Annotated in this window: 14 protein-coding genes; 8 read left to right on the forward strand and 6 right to left on the reverse strand. The window is 64.3% G+C overall.

From position 1 onward, the window contains the following. The first annotated feature begins 85 nt into the window (after positions 1-85). Positions 86-1,744, forward strand: a complete 1,659-nt coding sequence (locus HRU92_RS03700; protein WP_172123050.1) for a Na/Pi cotransporter family protein — start codon at positions 86-88, stop codon at positions 1,742-1,744. A 55-nt stretch (positions 1,745-1,799) separates the two neighbouring features. On the opposite strand, the gene HRU92_RS03705 is transcribed toward HRU92_RS03700, so the two are convergent. From HRU92_RS03705 to HRU92_RS03730, 6 genes are all read right to left on the reverse strand, one after another. Then, entirely contained in the window at positions 1,800-2,585 is a 786-nt protein-coding gene (locus HRU92_RS03705; protein ID WP_172123051.1) for an SDR family oxidoreductase, read from the reverse strand. 2 nt (positions 2,586-2,587) lie between these two features. Beyond that, the gene (locus HRU92_RS03710) at positions 2,588-3,364 is read right to left on the reverse strand and encodes an ATP-binding cassette domain-containing protein (protein WP_173087593.1); all 777 of its coding nucleotides are present in this window, start codon (positions 3,362-3,364) and stop codon (positions 2,588-2,590) included. After that, complete coding sequence (locus tag HRU92_RS03715; protein ID WP_172123053.1) at positions 3,361-4,437, reverse strand: ABC transporter permease; 1,077 nt, start codon at positions 4,435-4,437, stop codon at positions 3,361-3,363. Before HRU92_RS03715 ends, HRU92_RS03710 begins: the two co-directional genes overlap by 4 nt. A 73-nt stretch (positions 4,438-4,510) precedes the next feature. Continuing rightward, a complete protein-coding gene (locus tag HRU92_RS03720; protein ID WP_172123054.1) occupies positions 4,511-5,533 on the reverse strand; it encodes a sugar ABC transporter substrate-binding protein in 1,023 nt (340 codons plus the stop codon). A gap of 229 nt (positions 5,534-5,762) precedes the next feature. Continuing rightward, positions 5,763-6,854: a mandelate racemase/muconate lactonizing enzyme family protein gene (locus tag HRU92_RS03725; protein ID WP_173087595.1), complete on the reverse strand. Its 1,092-nt coding sequence runs from the start codon at positions 6,852-6,854 to the stop codon at positions 5,763-5,765. Between the two features lie 5 nt (positions 6,855-6,859). Then, complete coding sequence (locus HRU92_RS03730; protein ID WP_172123056.1) at positions 6,860-8,338, reverse strand: aldehyde dehydrogenase family protein; 1,479 nt, start codon at positions 8,336-8,338, stop codon at positions 6,860-6,862. A gap of 171 nt (positions 8,339-8,509) precedes the next feature. Here HRU92_RS03730 and HRU92_RS03735 point away from each other — a divergent pair, with 171 nt between their 5' ends. From HRU92_RS03735 to HRU92_RS03765, 7 genes are all read left to right on the forward strand, one after another. After that, positions 8,510-9,244, forward strand: coding sequence for an FCD domain-containing protein (locus HRU92_RS03735; protein WP_349236689.1), 735 nt, complete (start codon positions 8,510-8,512; stop codon positions 9,242-9,244). Positions 9,245-9,290: 46 nt separating this feature from the next. Next, the gene (locus tag HRU92_RS03740; RefSeq protein WP_172123057.1) at positions 9,291-10,946 is read left to right on the forward strand and encodes a GMC family oxidoreductase; all 1,656 of its coding nucleotides are present in this window, start codon (positions 9,291-9,293) and stop codon (positions 10,944-10,946) included. Further along, complete coding sequence (locus HRU92_RS03745) at positions 10,936-11,661, forward strand: SDR family oxidoreductase (RefSeq protein WP_172123058.1); 726 nt, start codon at positions 10,936-10,938, stop codon at positions 11,659-11,661. Before HRU92_RS03740 ends, HRU92_RS03745 begins: the two co-directional genes overlap by 11 nt. A 219-nt stretch (positions 11,662-11,880) precedes the next feature. Next, positions 11,881-12,861 (forward strand): ABC transporter substrate-binding protein, encoded by a 981-nt coding sequence (locus HRU92_RS03750; protein WP_172124925.1) that lies wholly within the window; start codon positions 11,881-11,883, stop codon positions 12,859-12,861. A 59-nt stretch (positions 12,862-12,920) separates the two neighbouring features. Further along, positions 12,921-14,456 (forward strand): sugar ABC transporter ATP-binding protein, encoded by a 1,536-nt coding sequence (locus HRU92_RS03755; RefSeq protein ID WP_172123059.1) that lies wholly within the window; start codon positions 12,921-12,923, stop codon positions 14,454-14,456. Between the two features lie 77 nt (positions 14,457-14,533). Continuing rightward, positions 14,534-15,454: an ABC transporter permease gene (locus tag HRU92_RS03760; protein ID WP_210258627.1), complete on the forward strand. Its 921-nt coding sequence runs from the start codon at positions 14,534-14,536 to the stop codon at positions 15,452-15,454. Next, positions 15,451-16,422: an ABC transporter permease gene (locus HRU92_RS03765; protein ID WP_172123061.1), complete on the forward strand. Its 972-nt coding sequence runs from the start codon at positions 15,451-15,453 to the stop codon at positions 16,420-16,422. Before HRU92_RS03760 ends, HRU92_RS03765 begins: the two co-directional genes overlap by 4 nt. The last annotated feature ends 79 nt before the right edge of the window (positions 16,423-16,501 follow it).

The raw sequence follows: 16,501 nt of genomic DNA on the forward strand, positions 1-16,501 counted from the left end.
GCGGTTTTGCCCCAAGCAGTTGCATCACTGGGGTTCATGTGAACATCATAGGGGCTGGCCATTTGGCCGCTCAAGGAGGCGTCGTTTGTATTTCATCGCAGTGCATCTGGTAGCCGCCATCGTGCTGCTGCTCTGGGCAGTGCGCATGGTGCGGACCGCGGTTGAGCGCGCCTATTCGCCCCAGCTTAAGCGTTTGCTGGCTTACGCCAACAAAAGCCGCATCGGCGCCGCCGCTGCCGGCACTGCCATGGCCGTTGCCCTGCAAAGCTCCACTGCCGTTGCCGCGCTCGCCTCGAGCTTTGCTGCCGGCGGGCTCCTCGAAGGCGGCACGGGCCTCGCACTGATGCTGGGGGCCTATTTCGGCTCGGCGCTCGTGGCCAGCATCCTGTCCTTTGATCTCACCCTCCTCATGCCCCCGCTGATCATCATCGGCGGCATGCTGTTCCTGCGCGGCCAAAGCCGCGGCACCAAGCAGCTCGGCCGCATGGTGCTGGGCATCGCCTTTGTGCTCCTGTCGCTGCAAATGGTGGGGGAAGCCACCGCCCCCTGGCGCGACAGCCGCGCGCTGGGCTCGGTCATCACCTATCTGCAGGGCGATCTCTGGACCGGTTTCCTTGTCGCCGCGCTTATCACCTGGGCGTCCTATTCCTCCGTCGCCAGCGTTCTCGTCATCATCTCCTTTGGCGCCACCGGCCTTATCCCGCTCGAAGTGGCCACCGCCTTTGTGCTCGGCGCCAATCTGGGCGGCACGCTGATCTCCTGGAGCATGACCCGGGCCGCCGATGTGCGGGCCCGCCGCATCGCTGTTGGCGCGCTGGCATTCCGCGGCGGCGCTGCGATCCTCGTTCTGTTGCTGGTCCAGCTGCTGCCCCATCTGCTTGACGCTATTCCAGGCAGTGTCGGCCTCCAGGCCAGCATCCTCCATATCGGCTTCAACTTCGCCGTTCTGGTGCTGGGTTTGCCGCTAACCGGCCTTGTTGCCCGCCTGACCGAACGCTTCATCAGCGAAGCGCCGGTCGAAGGCGAGCTCAATGTCGCGCGGCTGCGCAGCAACGCTCTGCTCTCGACCCCTACCGGCAACATCGATGCCGCGCTCGCCAGCGCCACGCGCGAATTGCTGCGCATGAGCGAAACGGTCGAGGTCATGCTCCAGCCGGTGATGGAAATCTTCCAAAGCTGCGACAAAACAGCCATCCGCCGCATCAAGGCGCTCGAGTCCGAGGTCGATCAGGCCAATCGTGAGATCAAGCTGTTCCTCACGCGCCTTGAATGGGAGGAAATGGACGCCGCCCAGACCCGCCGCGCCAAGGACCTGACCAATTTCGCCATCAGCCTCGAACAGGCCGGCGACATCATCGTCAAGCAGCTGCTCAAGCTCGCCGAGCAAAAGCAGGAGCGGCGCCTCGCCTTTTCGTCCCAGGGCTGGAACGAGCTGACGGACCTGCATGCGCGCGTGCTGGGCAACATGCAACTGGCCTTCAATGTGCTTGTGTCCGAGGACACCGATTCGGCCCGCCAGCTCGTGGCGGAGAAGGACGAGATCGGCGTGCTCGAGCGGCGCAGCATGGAGCAGCATTTCAGCCGCATGCGCGACGGCAACCCCACCAGCATCCAGTCGAGCGACCTGCACCTTGAAACCGTGCACGCCCTGCGCCGGATCAACTCCCTGCTGACCGGCATCGCCTATTCCATCCTCAGCGACAGTGGCGAACTGCTCCGCACCCGGCTGGTCCAGACGGGCTGATCCGGCGCAAACGCCCCCGCGCGTGGGCTTAGCCCACGTCGCGCAGCCCCCGCGCCTAAACCGTCTTCAGCCAGCCGCCATCGACGAAATAGGTCGAGCCCGTCGAATAGCTGGCCTTGTCCGAGCACATGAACACAAAGAAATTCGCCAGCTCCTCGGGGCTGGCGAAGCGCTTCATGCCCCCGGCCTCGTTGGCAACGCCCTGCAGATGCGCCTCCCAGCCATCTTCGCCGGCGATCTGCTTGGCCGTCTTGATCCAGTCGGGCGTCAGGATCAGCCCGGGATTGATGGTGTTGACGCGGATATTGTCGCCCACCACTTCGGTCGAGAGCGTCTTGCTGAACATCATCAGTGCGGCTTTGGTGGTGTTGTAGATCGGCTCATACCAAAGCGGCTGCACCGCGCAGATCGAGGCATTGTGCAGCACGACCCCGCCGCCCCGCGCCTTCATGCTGGGCACCAGCCCGCGCGCCAGCCGCACCGCCGCCATCACATGCAGGTCCCAGTAATACTGCCATTTGGCGTCATCGGCCTCCTGGATGGTTTCATTGGAGCCGGTGCCGGCATTGTTGATGAGGATATCGACCCCGCCAAAGCCGCGCTTGGCCCCGGCGATCACCGCCTCGCAGCCGGCGGCCGTTGCCACATCGGCGCCAATGGCGGAAACAATGACCCCATAGGTTTCGGCAATGCGGATGGCTTCCCGCTCGGCGCGCTCCCCATCCCGCCCGACCAGCACCAGATTGGCCCCTTCTGTCGCCAGCCCCTCGGCCACCGCCAGCCCAATCCCCACCGTGCCGCCGGTGATCACCGCGACCTTGTCCCGCAAACCCAAATCCATGCTCAAACCTTTTGTTCTACCGGCGGCGGCATCGCCCCGGTCATGATCGCCACCGCATCGGACATGGAAAAGTCCTTGGGGTTGATCACTGCGATTCGCTTGCCGAGGCGGTGGATGTGAATGCGATCAGCCACCTCGAATACATGGGGCATGTTGTGCGAGATGAGCACGATCGGCAAGCCGCGCCGCCGCACATCGAGGATCAGTTCCAGCACGCGCCGGCTTTCCTTGACCCCGAGCGCCGCTGTCGGCTCATCCATGATCACGACCCGGCTGCCAAAGGCCGCGGCCCGCGCCACCGCGACGCCCTGCCGTTGCCCGCCCGACAGGGTTTCCACCGCCTGGTTGATGTTCTGGATCGTCATCAGTCCCAACTCAGACAGCTTTTCGCGCGCGATCTTTTGCATCCGCGCCCGGTCGAGGCCGCGAAACACCGACCCAACGATGCCGGGCTTGCGCAACTCCCGGCCCAAGAACATGTTGTCGGCAATCGAGAGGGCAGGGGATAGCGCCAAATCTTGGTACACCGTCTCGATCCCCGCCATCCGCGCCTCGAGCGGGGAGCGAAAATTGACCGGCTTGCCTTCAAGCAGGATCTCCCCGCCATCGGGCAGCACCGCGCCACACAGCGCCTTGATCAGGGTGGATTTGCCCGCACCATTATCCCCGATCACGGCGAGGATCTCGTTGGGCATCAACTCGAAATCGGCATGGTCGAGCGCCACCACCCGGCCATAGCGCTTGGTCAGTTGCCGCGCTTCGAGAATGGGCTGGGTCATGCCGAAACCCTCCGGATCCATTGGTCGATCGCCACGGCGATGATGATCAGCGCGCCAACCGTCAGCTGCCGCCACAAGGGATCCACCCCGGTCAGCGACAATCCCGAATCGAACACGCCCACGATCAGTGCGCCAAACAGCGTCCCCAGAATCGAGCCGCGTCCCCCAAACAGCGACGTGCCCCCGATCACGACGGCGGTGATGGCGTCGAGATTGGCGGTTTGATTGCCCAGCGGCGACACGGCGCCCACCCGGCCGATCAGTACCCAACCGGCAATCCCGCACAGCAGCCCTGCCAGGGTATAAACGCCCAAAAGGGTGCGGTTGACCTGAATGCCCGCAAGCCGTGCGGCATTGGCATCATCGCCAATGGCATAAACATGCCGCCCAAAGGCCGTGCGGCTCAGGAGATACCAGATCACCACCGCGACCAGTAGCATCAGGATCGAGCCATACATCAAGAAGGCGCCACCTCCGAGCGGAATGCGCGCACCCATCCAGCGCAGAAACGGCGCATATTGATCCAGCGCCTGCGCCCGGATCGTCGCGGCGTTGGACACCAGCGTAATCAGCGCCCCATAAATGCTCCAGGTGCCCAGCGTCACGATGAACGGTGGCAGCTTTAGCGCGGTAACGAGAAGGCCATTGAGCAGCCCGCACAACAGCCCCGTCAACAATCCCGCCGGAAAGGCGATGGCGACCGGCACCTGGTAGTCCACCGCCAGCTTGCCCATGATGATGGAGGACAGCACCATGATCGCGCCGACGGACAGGTCGATCCCCGCAGTGATGATCACGAGGGTCTGCGCCGTGCCCAACAAGGCAATCAGCGTCACCTGCGCCAAAATCAGCGACAGGTTAAGTGAGCCAAAAAACCGACCGCCGGTCACGAACCCGAACACCGCCACCGCCACCAGCAGGATGATGGCGGGAATCGCTGTTGGGTTCTGGTGAAAGAAGTGCTGGATCCGGCGCCCCGCACCGGGTGCCTCGTCCTCAAAGCTCGCCACTCCGGCAGGTCCGCTGCCAAGGCCGCGCTCTGCCGTCGTCACGCCGCTGGCGTCGTCACTCATCGCCTGCTCCTCCTGGGGTGAGCGGAATGCAGTGGGCCCCTCCGGCAAGTGGCCGGAGAGGCCGAGGAGGCGCTTAGCCCCAGCAGAGTTCGGCAGCTTCGGTGGTGTCGATCGATTCCACGCCGTCCACCGGCTTGTCGGTCACAAGGCGTGCCCCCGTATCGTAAAAGCCCAGTTCCGGATCGACTTCCGGCTTGGTGCCATCTTCGGCAAACTTGGCGATTGCCTCCATGGCGAGCGATGCCATGTCGAGCGGGTATTGCTGCGAGGTCGCGCCGATAATGCCTTCCTTGACGTTCTGCACGCCCGGGCAGCCGCCATCGATGGCCACGATCAGCACCGAACCATCATCCTTGCCCACCGACTGCAGGGCCTGGTAGCCCCCCGCCGCCGCCGGTTCGTTGATGGCATAGACCACATTGACGTCCGGGCAGCGCTGCAGCAGCGTCTCCATGGCGGTCACCCCGCCTTCTTCCGCGCCGCCGGTGACTTCATGTCCGCAGATGCGCGGATCGTCCTCGTCGCCATAGCGATTGGGATCCTTCACATCGATGCCGAAGCCTTCCATGAAGCCCTGGTCGCGCAGATAGTCGACGGTAGGCTGGTTGGTCGCCAGATCGAGGAACGCGATCTTGGCATTGGCCGCTTCATCGCCCAGCGTGCCAGCGGCCCATTGCCCGATCAGCCGTCCCGCCTGCCGGTTGTCGGTGGCAAAGGTCGCGTCGGCCGCATCCATCGGGTCGAGCGGGGTATCCAGCACAATGACCAGCAGCCCGGCATCGCGGGCCTGCTGAATAGTGGGCACGATAGCTGACGAATCCGAAGGAACAATGGCAAAGCCCTTGGCGCCCGCGGCGATCAGGCTTTCGATAGCGGCGATCTGGCTTTCATTGTCGCCATCGAACTCGCCGGCAAAGGTGCGCAACTCGAGCCCGAGTTCCTGCGCCTTGGCCTGCGCGCCTTCGCGCATCTTGACGAAGAAGGGATTGCCCTCGGTCTTCGTGATCAGTCCGACAATTTCCTGCGCATAGGCCGAGCCGGACGCAAGGCCGAGCAGCACGGCGCCAGCTGCCGTGGCTTTCCAGAACCTGTTCATGTGTTCTCCTCCAGAACATGGACGTCCCGGATTTTTCCGGTCACGACCGCTGCGAAGTTCGCGCGCACTCCTCGTGCGCCGCTTCGATAAAGATGATGTCAGCACGCCACCTTGGGGCCTGTCAATCAACCGGAATGGGGCTTTGCTCGTTTGTTGCTGTTGCTTCCGTCCTATCTTGGTGCGAGAGCCTGGCGGCAAGTAAATGCTGCCGTTTCCTTGTGCATTTGCTTTACGTAACGCTGCGCAATTTACCCCAATCGAAATCCACGCCCGTGCCGGGCACATCCGGCGCCACCGCCAGCCCGTCGCGCAACTGCAGGGGGCGGATGGTGTAGTGGTCGATGTCAAAGCTGTGGGCCTCGACCCAGCCGGCATTGGGCTGTCCGGCCACAAGGCTCACATGCAATTCCTGCATCCCATGACTGCACACCGGAATGCCATGGGCGCGCGATAGCTCCGCCACCCGCAGGAACCCGGTTATCCCCCCACAGTTGGAGGCATCGGGCTGGATGAACGAGAGTTGCGACTGCGCCAAGGCGTATTCAAACTCGTGGATGGTGTGGAGGTTCTCCCCCATCGCCAGCGGCATCCCCATTGCCTCAACGATCGCCGCATAGCCGAGGTAATCATCAGGGATGATCGGCTCCTCAAACCAGAGCAGATCAAAGGGCTTGAACGCTCTCGCCGCCGCAATCGCGCGCGGCACATCCAGTGCATAATTGGCATCCACCATGAACGGGGTATCCGGCCCGATCAGCGCCCGCACCGCCCGCACCCGCTCGACATCCTCTGCGAGGTCGTCCTTGCCCACCTTGATCTTGATCGCCCTGAACCCTGCCGCCAGATACCCCTCGATGCTCTCCAGCAGCTCGGGTAGCGTGTAGTTGAGGTCGATCCCGCCGCGATAAACCTTGGCCGTTGCCCCGGCGCCGCCGGCCATCTGCCAGAGCGGCCGCCCCTCGCGCCTGCCCTTCAAATCCCAGAGCGCAATATCCACCGCCGACATCGCAAACGCCGTGATCCCGCCGCGCCCCACATAATGGATATGCCACCACATCGCGTCATAGATGGCGTCGATCTCCCCGGCATCGCTTCCCAGGAGCATGGGTGTCAGATCATCCTCGACGACCGCGAGAATCGCCCGCCCGCCCTTGCCGCCGGTATAGCTATAGCCGGTGCCCTCCGCGCCATCGCTGGTGCGGATGGTGACGGTCACGAGCTCGAAATGGGTGTGCGCGCCATGCTTGGCATCCACCATCACCTTGGGGAGCGGCACCCGGAACAGCTGGGCCTCCACGGCCTCGATCAGTGGCGTGTTCATGGGGTTCAGGACCAGTTCACATACATGGTTTTCTTGCGGAAATAGCCGTCCAGCCCATATTTGCCGTCCTCCCCGCCCAGCCCCGATTGCCCCCAGCCGGTATGGAAACCTTGCACCAGCTCGCCGCTCGAGCGATTGCAGTAGATTTCCCCGAACTGCAGCGCCTCGGCCGAGCGCATCAGCCGCTTGAAGTTCTGCGTATAAACATAGGCGGAGAGTCCATATTCGCTGTCATTGGCGAGGCTCAGCGCCTCCTCGAAGTCGCCCACCACCATGGCCGGCACCACCGGCCCAAAGATCTCCTGCTGCATCGCCGGCACCGAGTTGTTGGGCACTTTCATCACGGTTGGCGCATACCAATGCCCCCGCGCAAATTCCCCCTCCCGCAGCGGCCCGCCCTCCAGCAGCACCTCGGCCCCTGCACCCACCGATTGCGCCACGATAGCGGCGACCTTGTCGACCTCCGGCCCGCTGATCTTGGGCCCAAGATCGGGGTCACTCAGCGGATCGCCGATCCGCAACCGCTGCGTGCGCGCCACGAATTTCTCCAGAAACTCATCGGCAATGGCGCGATGCAGATACATCCGCTCATTGCAGGTGCAGATCTGCCCGCAATTGCTGAACCGCGCCGCCACCGCGCTTTGAACGGCCCCATCCACATCGGCATCGTCCATGACGATAAACGGCGCCTTGCCCCCGAGCTCGAGCCGCAGCACCTTGATCTGGTCGGCGCCCGCCCGGTAGATTTCCTTGCCCGCCCGCGTGCTGCCGGTCATGGTGATGAGGTCGGAATGGGGATGGGTCACCAGCGCTTCCCCGACGCTACGCCCCGCGCCCGTCACCACATTGAACACGCCCGGCGGGAACCCCACTTCTTGCGCCAGTGCCGCCAGGGCCAGCCCCGAAAACGGCGTGAACTCATGCGCCTTGAGCACGAATGTATTGCCCGCCACCAGCGCCGGCCCCAGCTTGCGCGTGGCGAGCGCCGCCGGGAAATTCCAAGCCGTCAGCCCCACCACGACCCCATGCGGCACCCGCCGGATCCACACTTCCTCATTGGCCACGTCCGAGGGAAGAATATCCCCCTCGATGCGCCGCGCCGACTCCGCCGCATAGCGCAGGAAAGTCTCCGTCGCCCCGATCTCCCCCATCGCCTGGTTGAGCGGCTTGCCCTGTTCGGCCACCACGATCCGCGCCAGCACGCCATCATTCTCGCGCACCGCATCGGCCAGCTTGAACAGCAGCTTGGCCCGCTCGATCGGCGGCCGCGCCGCCCAGGCCGGCTGTGCCCGCCGCGCCGCCTCGATTGCCGCCGCCGCATCCTCCGGTCCGCCCTGGGGGATGGTGCCGATGATGCGCTGGTTGGCCGGGTTCTCCACCTCGAACACATCGCGCGCGCCCCCATCGGTCCAGCGCCCGTCGATCAGCATCTGCCCGCGATACACCCCGCTGCCGGCCAGCTCCGCCAACATCTCCTGCAGCATCAACGGCTCCTCCGCTTTGCTCCGACCAAACCAGCACAAGTGAGGCCGTGCGGCGCCACAAAGTCAAGCCCTGGCCGCAGTTCATCTAAACTTTGGACGGACCAAATAGCGTTTTGCGCTTGCATTCTGATGCGAACTTGGTTGAGGTATCGGGCAAAGGAGAGCGGTGGCGTGACGGGTGCAATGGAGCTGGCAGCGGAACCCCGGAGCGGAGCGAGTGATCGAGCCGCCGACATGGTCGTGGCCCGGCTCGAAGCCATGATCGGCAGCGGCGAACTGCCCGATGGCAGCTATCTGCCCGCCGAGCGCGAACTCATGGCTCAGTTCAACATCAGCCGCACCGTCGCGCGCGAAGCGGTGGCGCAACTGGCGGGCAGGGGGCTCGTCGAAACCCGTCCGCGCTTCCGCCCAGTCGTGCGCCGCGCCGGCTATGATGCGGCCCTTTCAGCCCTCGGCGGCGTCGTCGGCCAGTTGCTGGGCCAGACCGCGGGCGTCAAGAACCTCTACGACACCCGCGTCTTCCTCGAAGCCGCGCTGGTGCGCCACGCCGCGCTTCACGCCCGCAAGGACGATCTCGCCGCCCTGCGCACCGCGCTCGAGGCCAATGAAGCCGCCATCGGCGACGCCGCCGAATTCTACCGCACCGACATGGCCTTTCATGCCGTCTTTTATGAGCTGCCGCGCAATCCGGTGATGCCCTCCATCCATCGCGCCTTCACCGGCTGGCTGCGCCCCCATTGGGAGCGCATGGACCGCTCCTCGGAGCGCAACCGCACCAATTGGCTCAGCCACCGTGAAATCTACCAGGCCATTGCCGAACGTGACCCCGAGGGTGCCGAGCGCGCCCTCAATGGCCACCTGACCGCCGCCTGGGAATATGTGCGAGGAACATTCGACCAGGGCTGAACTCCGCCAAGAGAGGACGCCCGCCACCCGAGGAGGACCACAAAGCGTGACGCAGGAATACGATCATATCGTTGTGGGCGGGGGCGCGTCGGGCTGCGTGGCGGCCGCGCGGCTGGTCGAGGCCGGGCGCCGGGTGCTGCTCCTGGAAGCCGGGCACTCCCACCATCATCCGCTGCTCGATATGCCGCCGGGCATCTTCAAGATGATCAACGGCTCCAAGTTCATGCGCTATCACGCCACGACGCCCCAAGAGCATCTGGACGGGCGCGTCCATGAGATCAGCCAGGGCAATGTGCTGGGCGGCGGCACTTCGGTGAACGCCCAGGTCTATATGCGCGGCCGCCCGTCCGACTACGATGCCTGGGACGAGCTCTTGCGCGGCAACAATGCCGGTGTGCGCTGGGACTGGGAGCATGTGCTCCCCCATTTCCGCGGCATGGAAGGCAATAACCGCTTTTTCGATGAGCGCCACAACGACAGCGGCCCGCTGCTCGTATCCGATCCCGGCCATATCGATGATGTGTCGCGCTGGTTCGTGCAAACCATGCAGGGGCTGGGCGTCCCCTTCAATCCCGATTTCAACGGCCCGCGCCAAACCGGCGTCGGCTTCTACCAGTTCATGAACCGGCGCGGCAAACGCTCCAGCGCCGCTTACGCTTTCGTCGAGCCACTGCTCAAGCATCCCCGCCTGACCGTCAAGCTCAACGCCGCCGTGCAGCGCCTCGTCATCGACAAGGAGCGGGCGACCTCCGTCGTTTACGCCGACAACTCGGGCGAGCACACCGCCCATTCCGCCGCCGATATCATCGTCTGCTCGGGGGCGCTGGTTTCCCCCAAGCTGCTGATGCTTTCGGGCATCGGCCCCGCCGATGAACTGCGCGGGCACGGACTTTCCGTCACCCTTGACGCGCCGGGCGTCGGCCAGAACCTGATCGATCATCCCGAAGTGCCGATCCTCGCGCACTTCAATGGTCCCTATGGCTATTTCGGCCACACCGATGGCTGGCGCATGTTGATGCATGGCCTGCAGTTTAAGGTCTTTGGCTCGGGCATGGTGACCTCGGCGGGCGTGGAAGCCGGCGCCTTCGTCAATCCCATCGATCCGGACGCCGAACCCAGCATCCAGGCCTTCTGCGTCCCCTTTGTTTATCTCGACCGCGACCTGCTCAAGCTCATCGCCCCCACGCATGGGGTCACCGTCACCACGGTCGTCACCAAGCCCAAATCCCGCGGCTTCGTGAAGCTGCGGTCCGCCAATCCCGCCGATATGCCTGTGGTGTCGCCCCATCTCCTCAAGCATCCCGAAGATATGGCCACCATGATCGCCGGCCAGCGCTTTTTCCTGCGCGCCTTCCAGAACGGCCCCCTTGGCTCGCGCGTGGATAAGATCCTGCGCCCTGATCCAGCCGATTGGAGCGACGAGGCGCTGGCGACCCATTGCAAGCGCATGGTCAAGACCAATTACCACCCCGCCGGCACCTGTCGCATGGGGCCTGATGGCGACCCATTGGCGGTCCTGGATGCCCAGATGCAGGTGCGCGGCATCGACAATCTGCGCGTCGCTGATATGTCAGCGTGCCCCACCATCAATGCCGGCAACACTGCCGCCCCGGCCATGATGCTGGGCGATCGCTGCGCCAGCTTCATCTTGGGCAGCACAGTCAATCAGATGGACGGAGTACGCGTTAGCCATGTCGCTTGAAGGCAAATCAGTTCTGGTCAGTGGTGCGGGCAAGGGTATCGGCCGGTCCACCGCTCTTATGCTCGCCAAGGCGGGCGCCCATGTCGTGGCGCTCAGCCGCACCGAGTCTGACCTGGATAGCCTCGTCGAGGAAATTGGCTGCACCCCCGTCGTCGTAGACTTGTCCGACCCTGAGGCTACCCTCGCCGCAGCCCATGCAGGTGGACCGGTCGACTATCTCGTCAACAATGCCGGCACCACCATTCTCGAAAGCTTCCTCGAAACCAGCGTCGACAGCCTCGATCAGTTGATGGCCGTTAACCTGCGCGCCCCGATGCTGCTCGCCCAGGAATATGCGCGCGATCGCATCAGCCGCGGTCTGGGCGGCGCCATCGTCAATGTCTCGAGCAATGCGGCATGGATGGGCTGGGCTGATCACGCCGCTTACTGCGCCAGCAAGGGTGCCCTTGATGCCATGAGCCGCGTCATGGCCAATGAGCTTGGCCGACATGGCATCCGCGTCAACACCGTCAATCCAGCGATTACGCTGACGCCGATGGCGGTCAAGGCCTGGAGCGATCCGGCCAAGGCCGATCCCATGCTGCGCCGCATGCCCCTCGGGCGGTTCGTGCAGCCCGAAGAGGTCGCATCCGTGATCCTGTTTTTACTCAGCGACGCGGCCGCCATGATCAATGGCGTCGCCCTGCCGATAGATGCGGGTTTCGCCGTGAACTGAAGCAAGCAGAGGGAGCCCGGCAGGAAATGTGAGGGAGGTAGACGCAGGTTCCGGCCGTGCTCCGGGCGCAGGTGCGTGTCGCATAATACATCAAGAATATCAGCTAGTTAAGGCTAATTAGCTGCATTGACGTCGCAAGATTATTTGGTCAACTATCATGGTTCGTGGCTCAAGCCACTGGTCGCGCAATGGCGGCCAAACTGGGAGGAAAACTACATGATGATTACCCGTCGTAGTCTGCTGATTGCTTCGGCCGCCAGCGCCGCAGCGTCCATTCTAGCCTCGCGTGCCTTTGCCGCCGCGCCCCCGCTGGAACAGAAGGACACCTACAAGGTCGGCTTTGCTCAGACCGAGTCCAACAATCCCTGGCGCCTCGCGCAAACCAAGTCCATGCAGGACGAAGCCGCCGCCCGCGGCTGGCAGCTGGTTTATACCGATGCGGCGGGCTCCGCCGCCAAGCAGGTGGCCGACGTCAATTCCATGATTGCCCAGGGCGTGGATCTGATCTTCCTCGCCCCGCGCGAAGAAAAGCCGCTGATCCCCGCCATCATGGCCGCCAAGGGCGCTGGCATTCCGATTATCCTGCTCGATCGCAATGTGGACCAGAGCCTCGCCAAGCCCGGCGAAGACTACGTGACCTTCATCGGCTCCAATTTCGTCGAAGAAGGCCAGCGCGTGGCCGAATATCTGGTTGGTCTCGGCCTCGACAAAAAGGTCATCATCGAACTCGAAGGCACTACCGGTTCCTCACCGGCCAATGACCGCAAGAAGGGCTTTGATGACGTCATTGCCCAGCATCCGGACTTCCAGATCGTGGCCTCCCAGTCCGGCGACTTCGCCCGCGACAAGGGCCGCCAGGTGGCCGAAACCCTGCTGCAGGCTCATCCCGACGCCAATGTCATCTATGCCCACAATGACGAGATGGCCATCGGCGCCATTGCCGCCCTTGAAGCGGCTGGCCGCACCGCCGGGCGCGACGATTGCCTCGTCTTCTCCATCGATGGCGGCAAGGAAGCCGTGCAGCTCGTGGTCGATGGCAAGATCGAAGCCGTGGTCGAGTGCAACCCGCGCTTTGGCCCCAAGGCCTTCGATACCGCCGTGGCTTATGCCGCTGGCGAAACCATCCCGCCGGTGATCATCAATCCCGACGAGATGTATACGCCCGAAAACGCGGACGACCTGCTCGACACCGCCTACTGATCGCAAGGTGACGGGCATCCGCCCTCGGGGCGGGTGCCCCCGTTTTTCGGAGTTCCAGCATGGCCGAAGTTCTGCTGCTCTCGATGACCGGCATCGACAAGCGCTTCGCCGGCATCCCGGCCCTCTCCGGCGCATCGCTTGAGGTTCGCCCCGGCGAAGTGCACGCCCTGATCGGCCAGAACGGCGCCGGCAAATCAACCATGATCAAGGTGCTGACCGGCTACCATAAGCGCGATGGCGGCGAGGTCCTCTTTGCCGGCCAACCCTTTGAAGTGGGCTCTCCCCACGAAGCCCAGTCGCGCGGCATCAGCACCATCTACCAGGAAATCAACCTCGTCCCCTTCCGCTCGCTCACCGAGAATATCTGCCTGGGCCGCGAAGCGCGCCGCTTTGGCATGCTCGATTGGAACGCCATGCATGCCGAAGCGCAGCGCCTGCTCGCGAGCTTCGGCATCAACGTCGATGTCCGCCGCCCCTTGATGGATTTCAACACCGCCACCCAGCAGATGGTGGCCATTGCCCGCGCCATCGGCTTTTCCGCCCGTCTCGTCATCATGGACGAGCCCACCTCCTCGCTCGACGAAGGGGAGGTCGCCATGCTGTTCAAGGTCATCCGCCAACTCAAGGCCGACGGCGTTTCCGTCATCTTTGTCAGCCACAAGCTCGATGAACTCTACGAGGTCTGCGACCGCGTCACCATCATGCGCGATGGCCGCACCGTGCGCACCGCCGACATGCACGAGATCGACAAGCTCGACCTCGTCTCCGCCATGCTCGGGCGCGACATCAGCAAGGCCGAAGGCCACGCCACCGCCTTCACTGAACGGCACCGGGAGGCGGGGGAAACCGTATTTGCCGCCCGCAACCTGGCCGCCCGGCAGGCGGTGCAGGATGTCAGCTTCGATGTCGCGCGGGGCGAGATCGTCGGTTTTGCCGGCTTGTTGGGGGCAGGGCGCACCGAAACCGCCCGCCTCGTCTTCGGCATCGATCGCACGCGCGCCGGCGCCATGCAGATGGGCCACCAGCCCTATGCCCCCGGCCGCGCTAAGGACGCCATTGCCGCTGGCATGGGTTTTGTTACCGAGGACCGCAAGGCCGAAGGGATCGTGCCCGAACTCAGCGTCGCGGAAAACATGACCCTCGCCCTTCTGCCGCGCATCAGCAGGAACGGCGTCGTTTCCGAAACCGAGCAGCGCGAACTGGTGGAGCGCTTCATCGCGCAACTCGGCATCAAATGCTCCGGCCCCAACCAGAAGATCCGCGAACTGTCCGGCGGCAACCAGCAAAAAGTGCTGCTGGCCCGCTGGCTCGCCACCAATCCCAAACTCCTGATCCTCGATGAACCCACCCGCGGCATCGATGTGGGCGCCAAGGGCGAGATCCAGCGCCTCATCCGCTCCCTCGCCGATCAGGGTCTGGCCGTGCTCATGATCTCCTCCGAACTCGAGGAAGTCGTCGAAGGCGCCGACCGCGTTTTTGTGCTGCGCGAAGGGCGGACAGTCGCCGAACTCACCGGCAGCGAGATCACCGAAGAGCGCGTGCTCGACGCCATGGCCCATGGCCATTCCACCCGAACCGAGCAGGTGCAGGCGTGACCGCAACTCTTCCCGCCCCGCGCGCCGCCGAGCGCCGCCCCTTTGACGTCTTCGATTTCCTTTCGCGCTATGGCACGCTGATCGCGCTCGCGCTGTTGCTCGTCTTCAACCTCATCTTCACTCGCAACTTCGCCACCGTCCAAACCCTCAACGTCAACCTCACCCAGGTCTGCACCATCGTCATCGTCGCCGTCGGCATGACCATGGTCATCGGCACCGGCGGCATCGACCTGTCCGTCGGCTCCATCATGGCCATCTCCGGCGCGCTGGCGCCGATGATCTTCCTCGGCACCATCTTTCCCGTTGGCCCTATCGGCCCCGCCGTCGCCCTCGCCATCTTTGTCGCGCTCCTGGCCGCGACGCTCCTGGGCCTCTTCAACGGCTGGCTCGTCGCTTATTTCCGCATCCAGCCCATTGTCGCCACCCTGGTCCTCTTCATCGCCGGCCGCGGCATTGCCCAGGTCCTCACCAACGGCAACCTCCAGGTCTTCCGCACCCCCGAATTCCAGTGGATCGGCCTGGGGCGCCCCTTCGGCATCCCCGTCCAGGTGCTGATCATGGCCGCCATCGTGCTCCTTGCCGCCTGGGTCCTCCGCCGCACCGTCTTTGGCCGCGCCATCCTCGCCACCGGCGGCAATGAGCGCGCCGCCGAACTCTCGGGCGTCCCCGTCAGCCGCGTCAAACTCGCCGTCTACGCCATTTCCGGCTTTTGCGCGGGCGTGGCCGGGCTCATCGTCATCGCCATCAACTCCGCCAGCGACGCCAATCTCGTCGGCCTCGGCATGGAGCTCGACGCCATCGCCGCCGTTGCCGTCGGCGGCACGCTGCTGAGCGGCGGCAAGGCCACCATCATCGGCACCCTCATCGGCGCGCTCACCATCCAGCTCGTGCGCTACACGCTTCTCGCCAATGGCGTCCCCGACGCCGCCGCGCTCGTGGTCAAGGCCGCCATCATCGTCCTCGCCGTCTGGCTCCAGCAACAGGGCAGGGCGCGATGACCCGCAAGCCCGATCTGCGCATTCTCCTCGGCACCTATGGCGTCGTCATTGCCCTCCTCGCCCTCATCGCCTTTGGCTGGTGGCGCTACGACAACTTCGTCGGCTTTTTCAACATCACCAGCGTTTTGCGCTACAATTCCATGTTCGCGCTGGTCTCGCTCGGCATGTGCTTCGTCATCATGACCGGCGGCATTGATCTCTCCGTCGGCTCCACCGCCGCCCTCGGCAGCGTCGCGGCGGCCCTTGCGAGTCCCTATGGCATCCTCCCCGGCGCCGCGGCCGGCATCGGCGTCGGCCTCCTCGTCGGCGCCATCAACGGCCTTCTCGTCACCCGCGCCAACATCATGCCCTTCATCGCCACTCTCGCGACCATGCTCGCGGCCAGCGGCTCGGCGCTGCTGCTGGCCAACAACCAGTCCGTCTCCGTTTCCTATGAAAGCGGCTTCACCGCGCTAGGGCAGGGCAATCTGTGGATCCTGCCCATCCCCGCCGTGATCGCCGCGGTCGCCTATCTCCTCGGCTCGGTCGTCCTCAACTTCACCAGCACCGGCCGCACCGTCCTCGCCATCGGTGGCAACGAGGAAGCCTCACGCCTCATGGGCTTGCGTACCGATGCCATCAAGTTCCTGACCTATCTGGCGAGCGGGGGCCTGGCCGGCCTCGCCGGCGTCATTCTTGCCGCCCAGTTCGGCGCTGGCCAGCCCATTGAAGGCGTCGGCTGGGAGCTCTTTGCCATCGCCTCGGTCGTGGTCGGCGGTACGCTGCTGACCGGCGGCGTCGGCTCCGTTGGCACCACTTTGGCCGGCGTGCTTCTCCTCGGCATCCTCTTCAACGTGCTCAATTTCGAGAACGGCATGGGCTGGATTTCCCTCTCAGCCTATTGGCAATCGGTGATCCGCGGCGCTTTCCTTCTGGTCGTCGTGATCATCCAGGCCCGCATGGTGACGCGCCCGAACGCCCCCGCTTAGTCTCGCTGTGGGAACCACTTAGCGCCCCAGCCGGACTCAACACTTGAGTCCCTGGCGCATTGTTCCTGTGAAAAAATGC

The sequence above is a fragment of the Devosia sp. 1635 genome (assembly GCF_013185955.1).
Lineage (GTDB): Bacteria > Pseudomonadota > Alphaproteobacteria > Rhizobiales > Devosiaceae > Devosia.

Excerpts from the sequence above, each read along its gene's own strand:
- HRU92_RS03705 (WP_172123051.1), bottom strand. The coding sequence starts at position 2,585 with ATGGATTTGGGTTTGCGGGACAAGGTCGCGGTGATCACCGGCGGCACG.
- HRU92_RS03710 (WP_173087593.1), bottom strand. The coding sequence starts at position 3,364 with ATGACCCAGCCCATTCTCGAAGCGCGGCAACTGACCAAGCGCTATGGC.
- HRU92_RS03715 (WP_172123053.1), bottom strand. The coding sequence starts at position 4,437 with ATGAGTGACGACGCCAGCGGCGTGACGACGGCAGAGCGCGGCCTTGGC.
- HRU92_RS03720 (WP_172123054.1), bottom strand. The coding sequence starts at position 5,533 with ATGAACAGGTTCTGGAAAGCCACGGCAGCTGGCGCCGTGCTGCTCGGC.
- HRU92_RS03725 (WP_173087595.1), bottom strand. The coding sequence starts at position 6,854 with ATGAACACGCCACTGATCGAGGCCGTGGAGGCCCAGCTGTTCCGGGTG.
- HRU92_RS03730 (WP_172123056.1), bottom strand. The coding sequence starts at position 8,338 with ATGCTGCAGGAGATGTTGGCGGAGCTGGCCGGCAGCGGGGTGTATCGC.
- HRU92_RS03745 (WP_172123058.1), top strand. The coding sequence starts at position 10,936 with ATGTCGCTTGAAGGCAAATCAGTTCTGGTCAGTGGTGCGGGCAAGGGT.
- HRU92_RS03750 (WP_172124925.1), top strand. The coding sequence starts at position 11,881 with ATGATTACCCGTCGTAGTCTGCTGATTGCTTCGGCCGCCAGCGCCGCA.
- HRU92_RS03755 (WP_172123059.1), top strand. The coding sequence starts at position 12,921 with ATGGCCGAAGTTCTGCTGCTCTCGATGACCGGCATCGACAAGCGCTTC.
- HRU92_RS03765 (WP_172123061.1), top strand. The coding sequence starts at position 15,451 with ATGACCCGCAAGCCCGATCTGCGCATTCTCCTCGGCACCTATGGCGTC.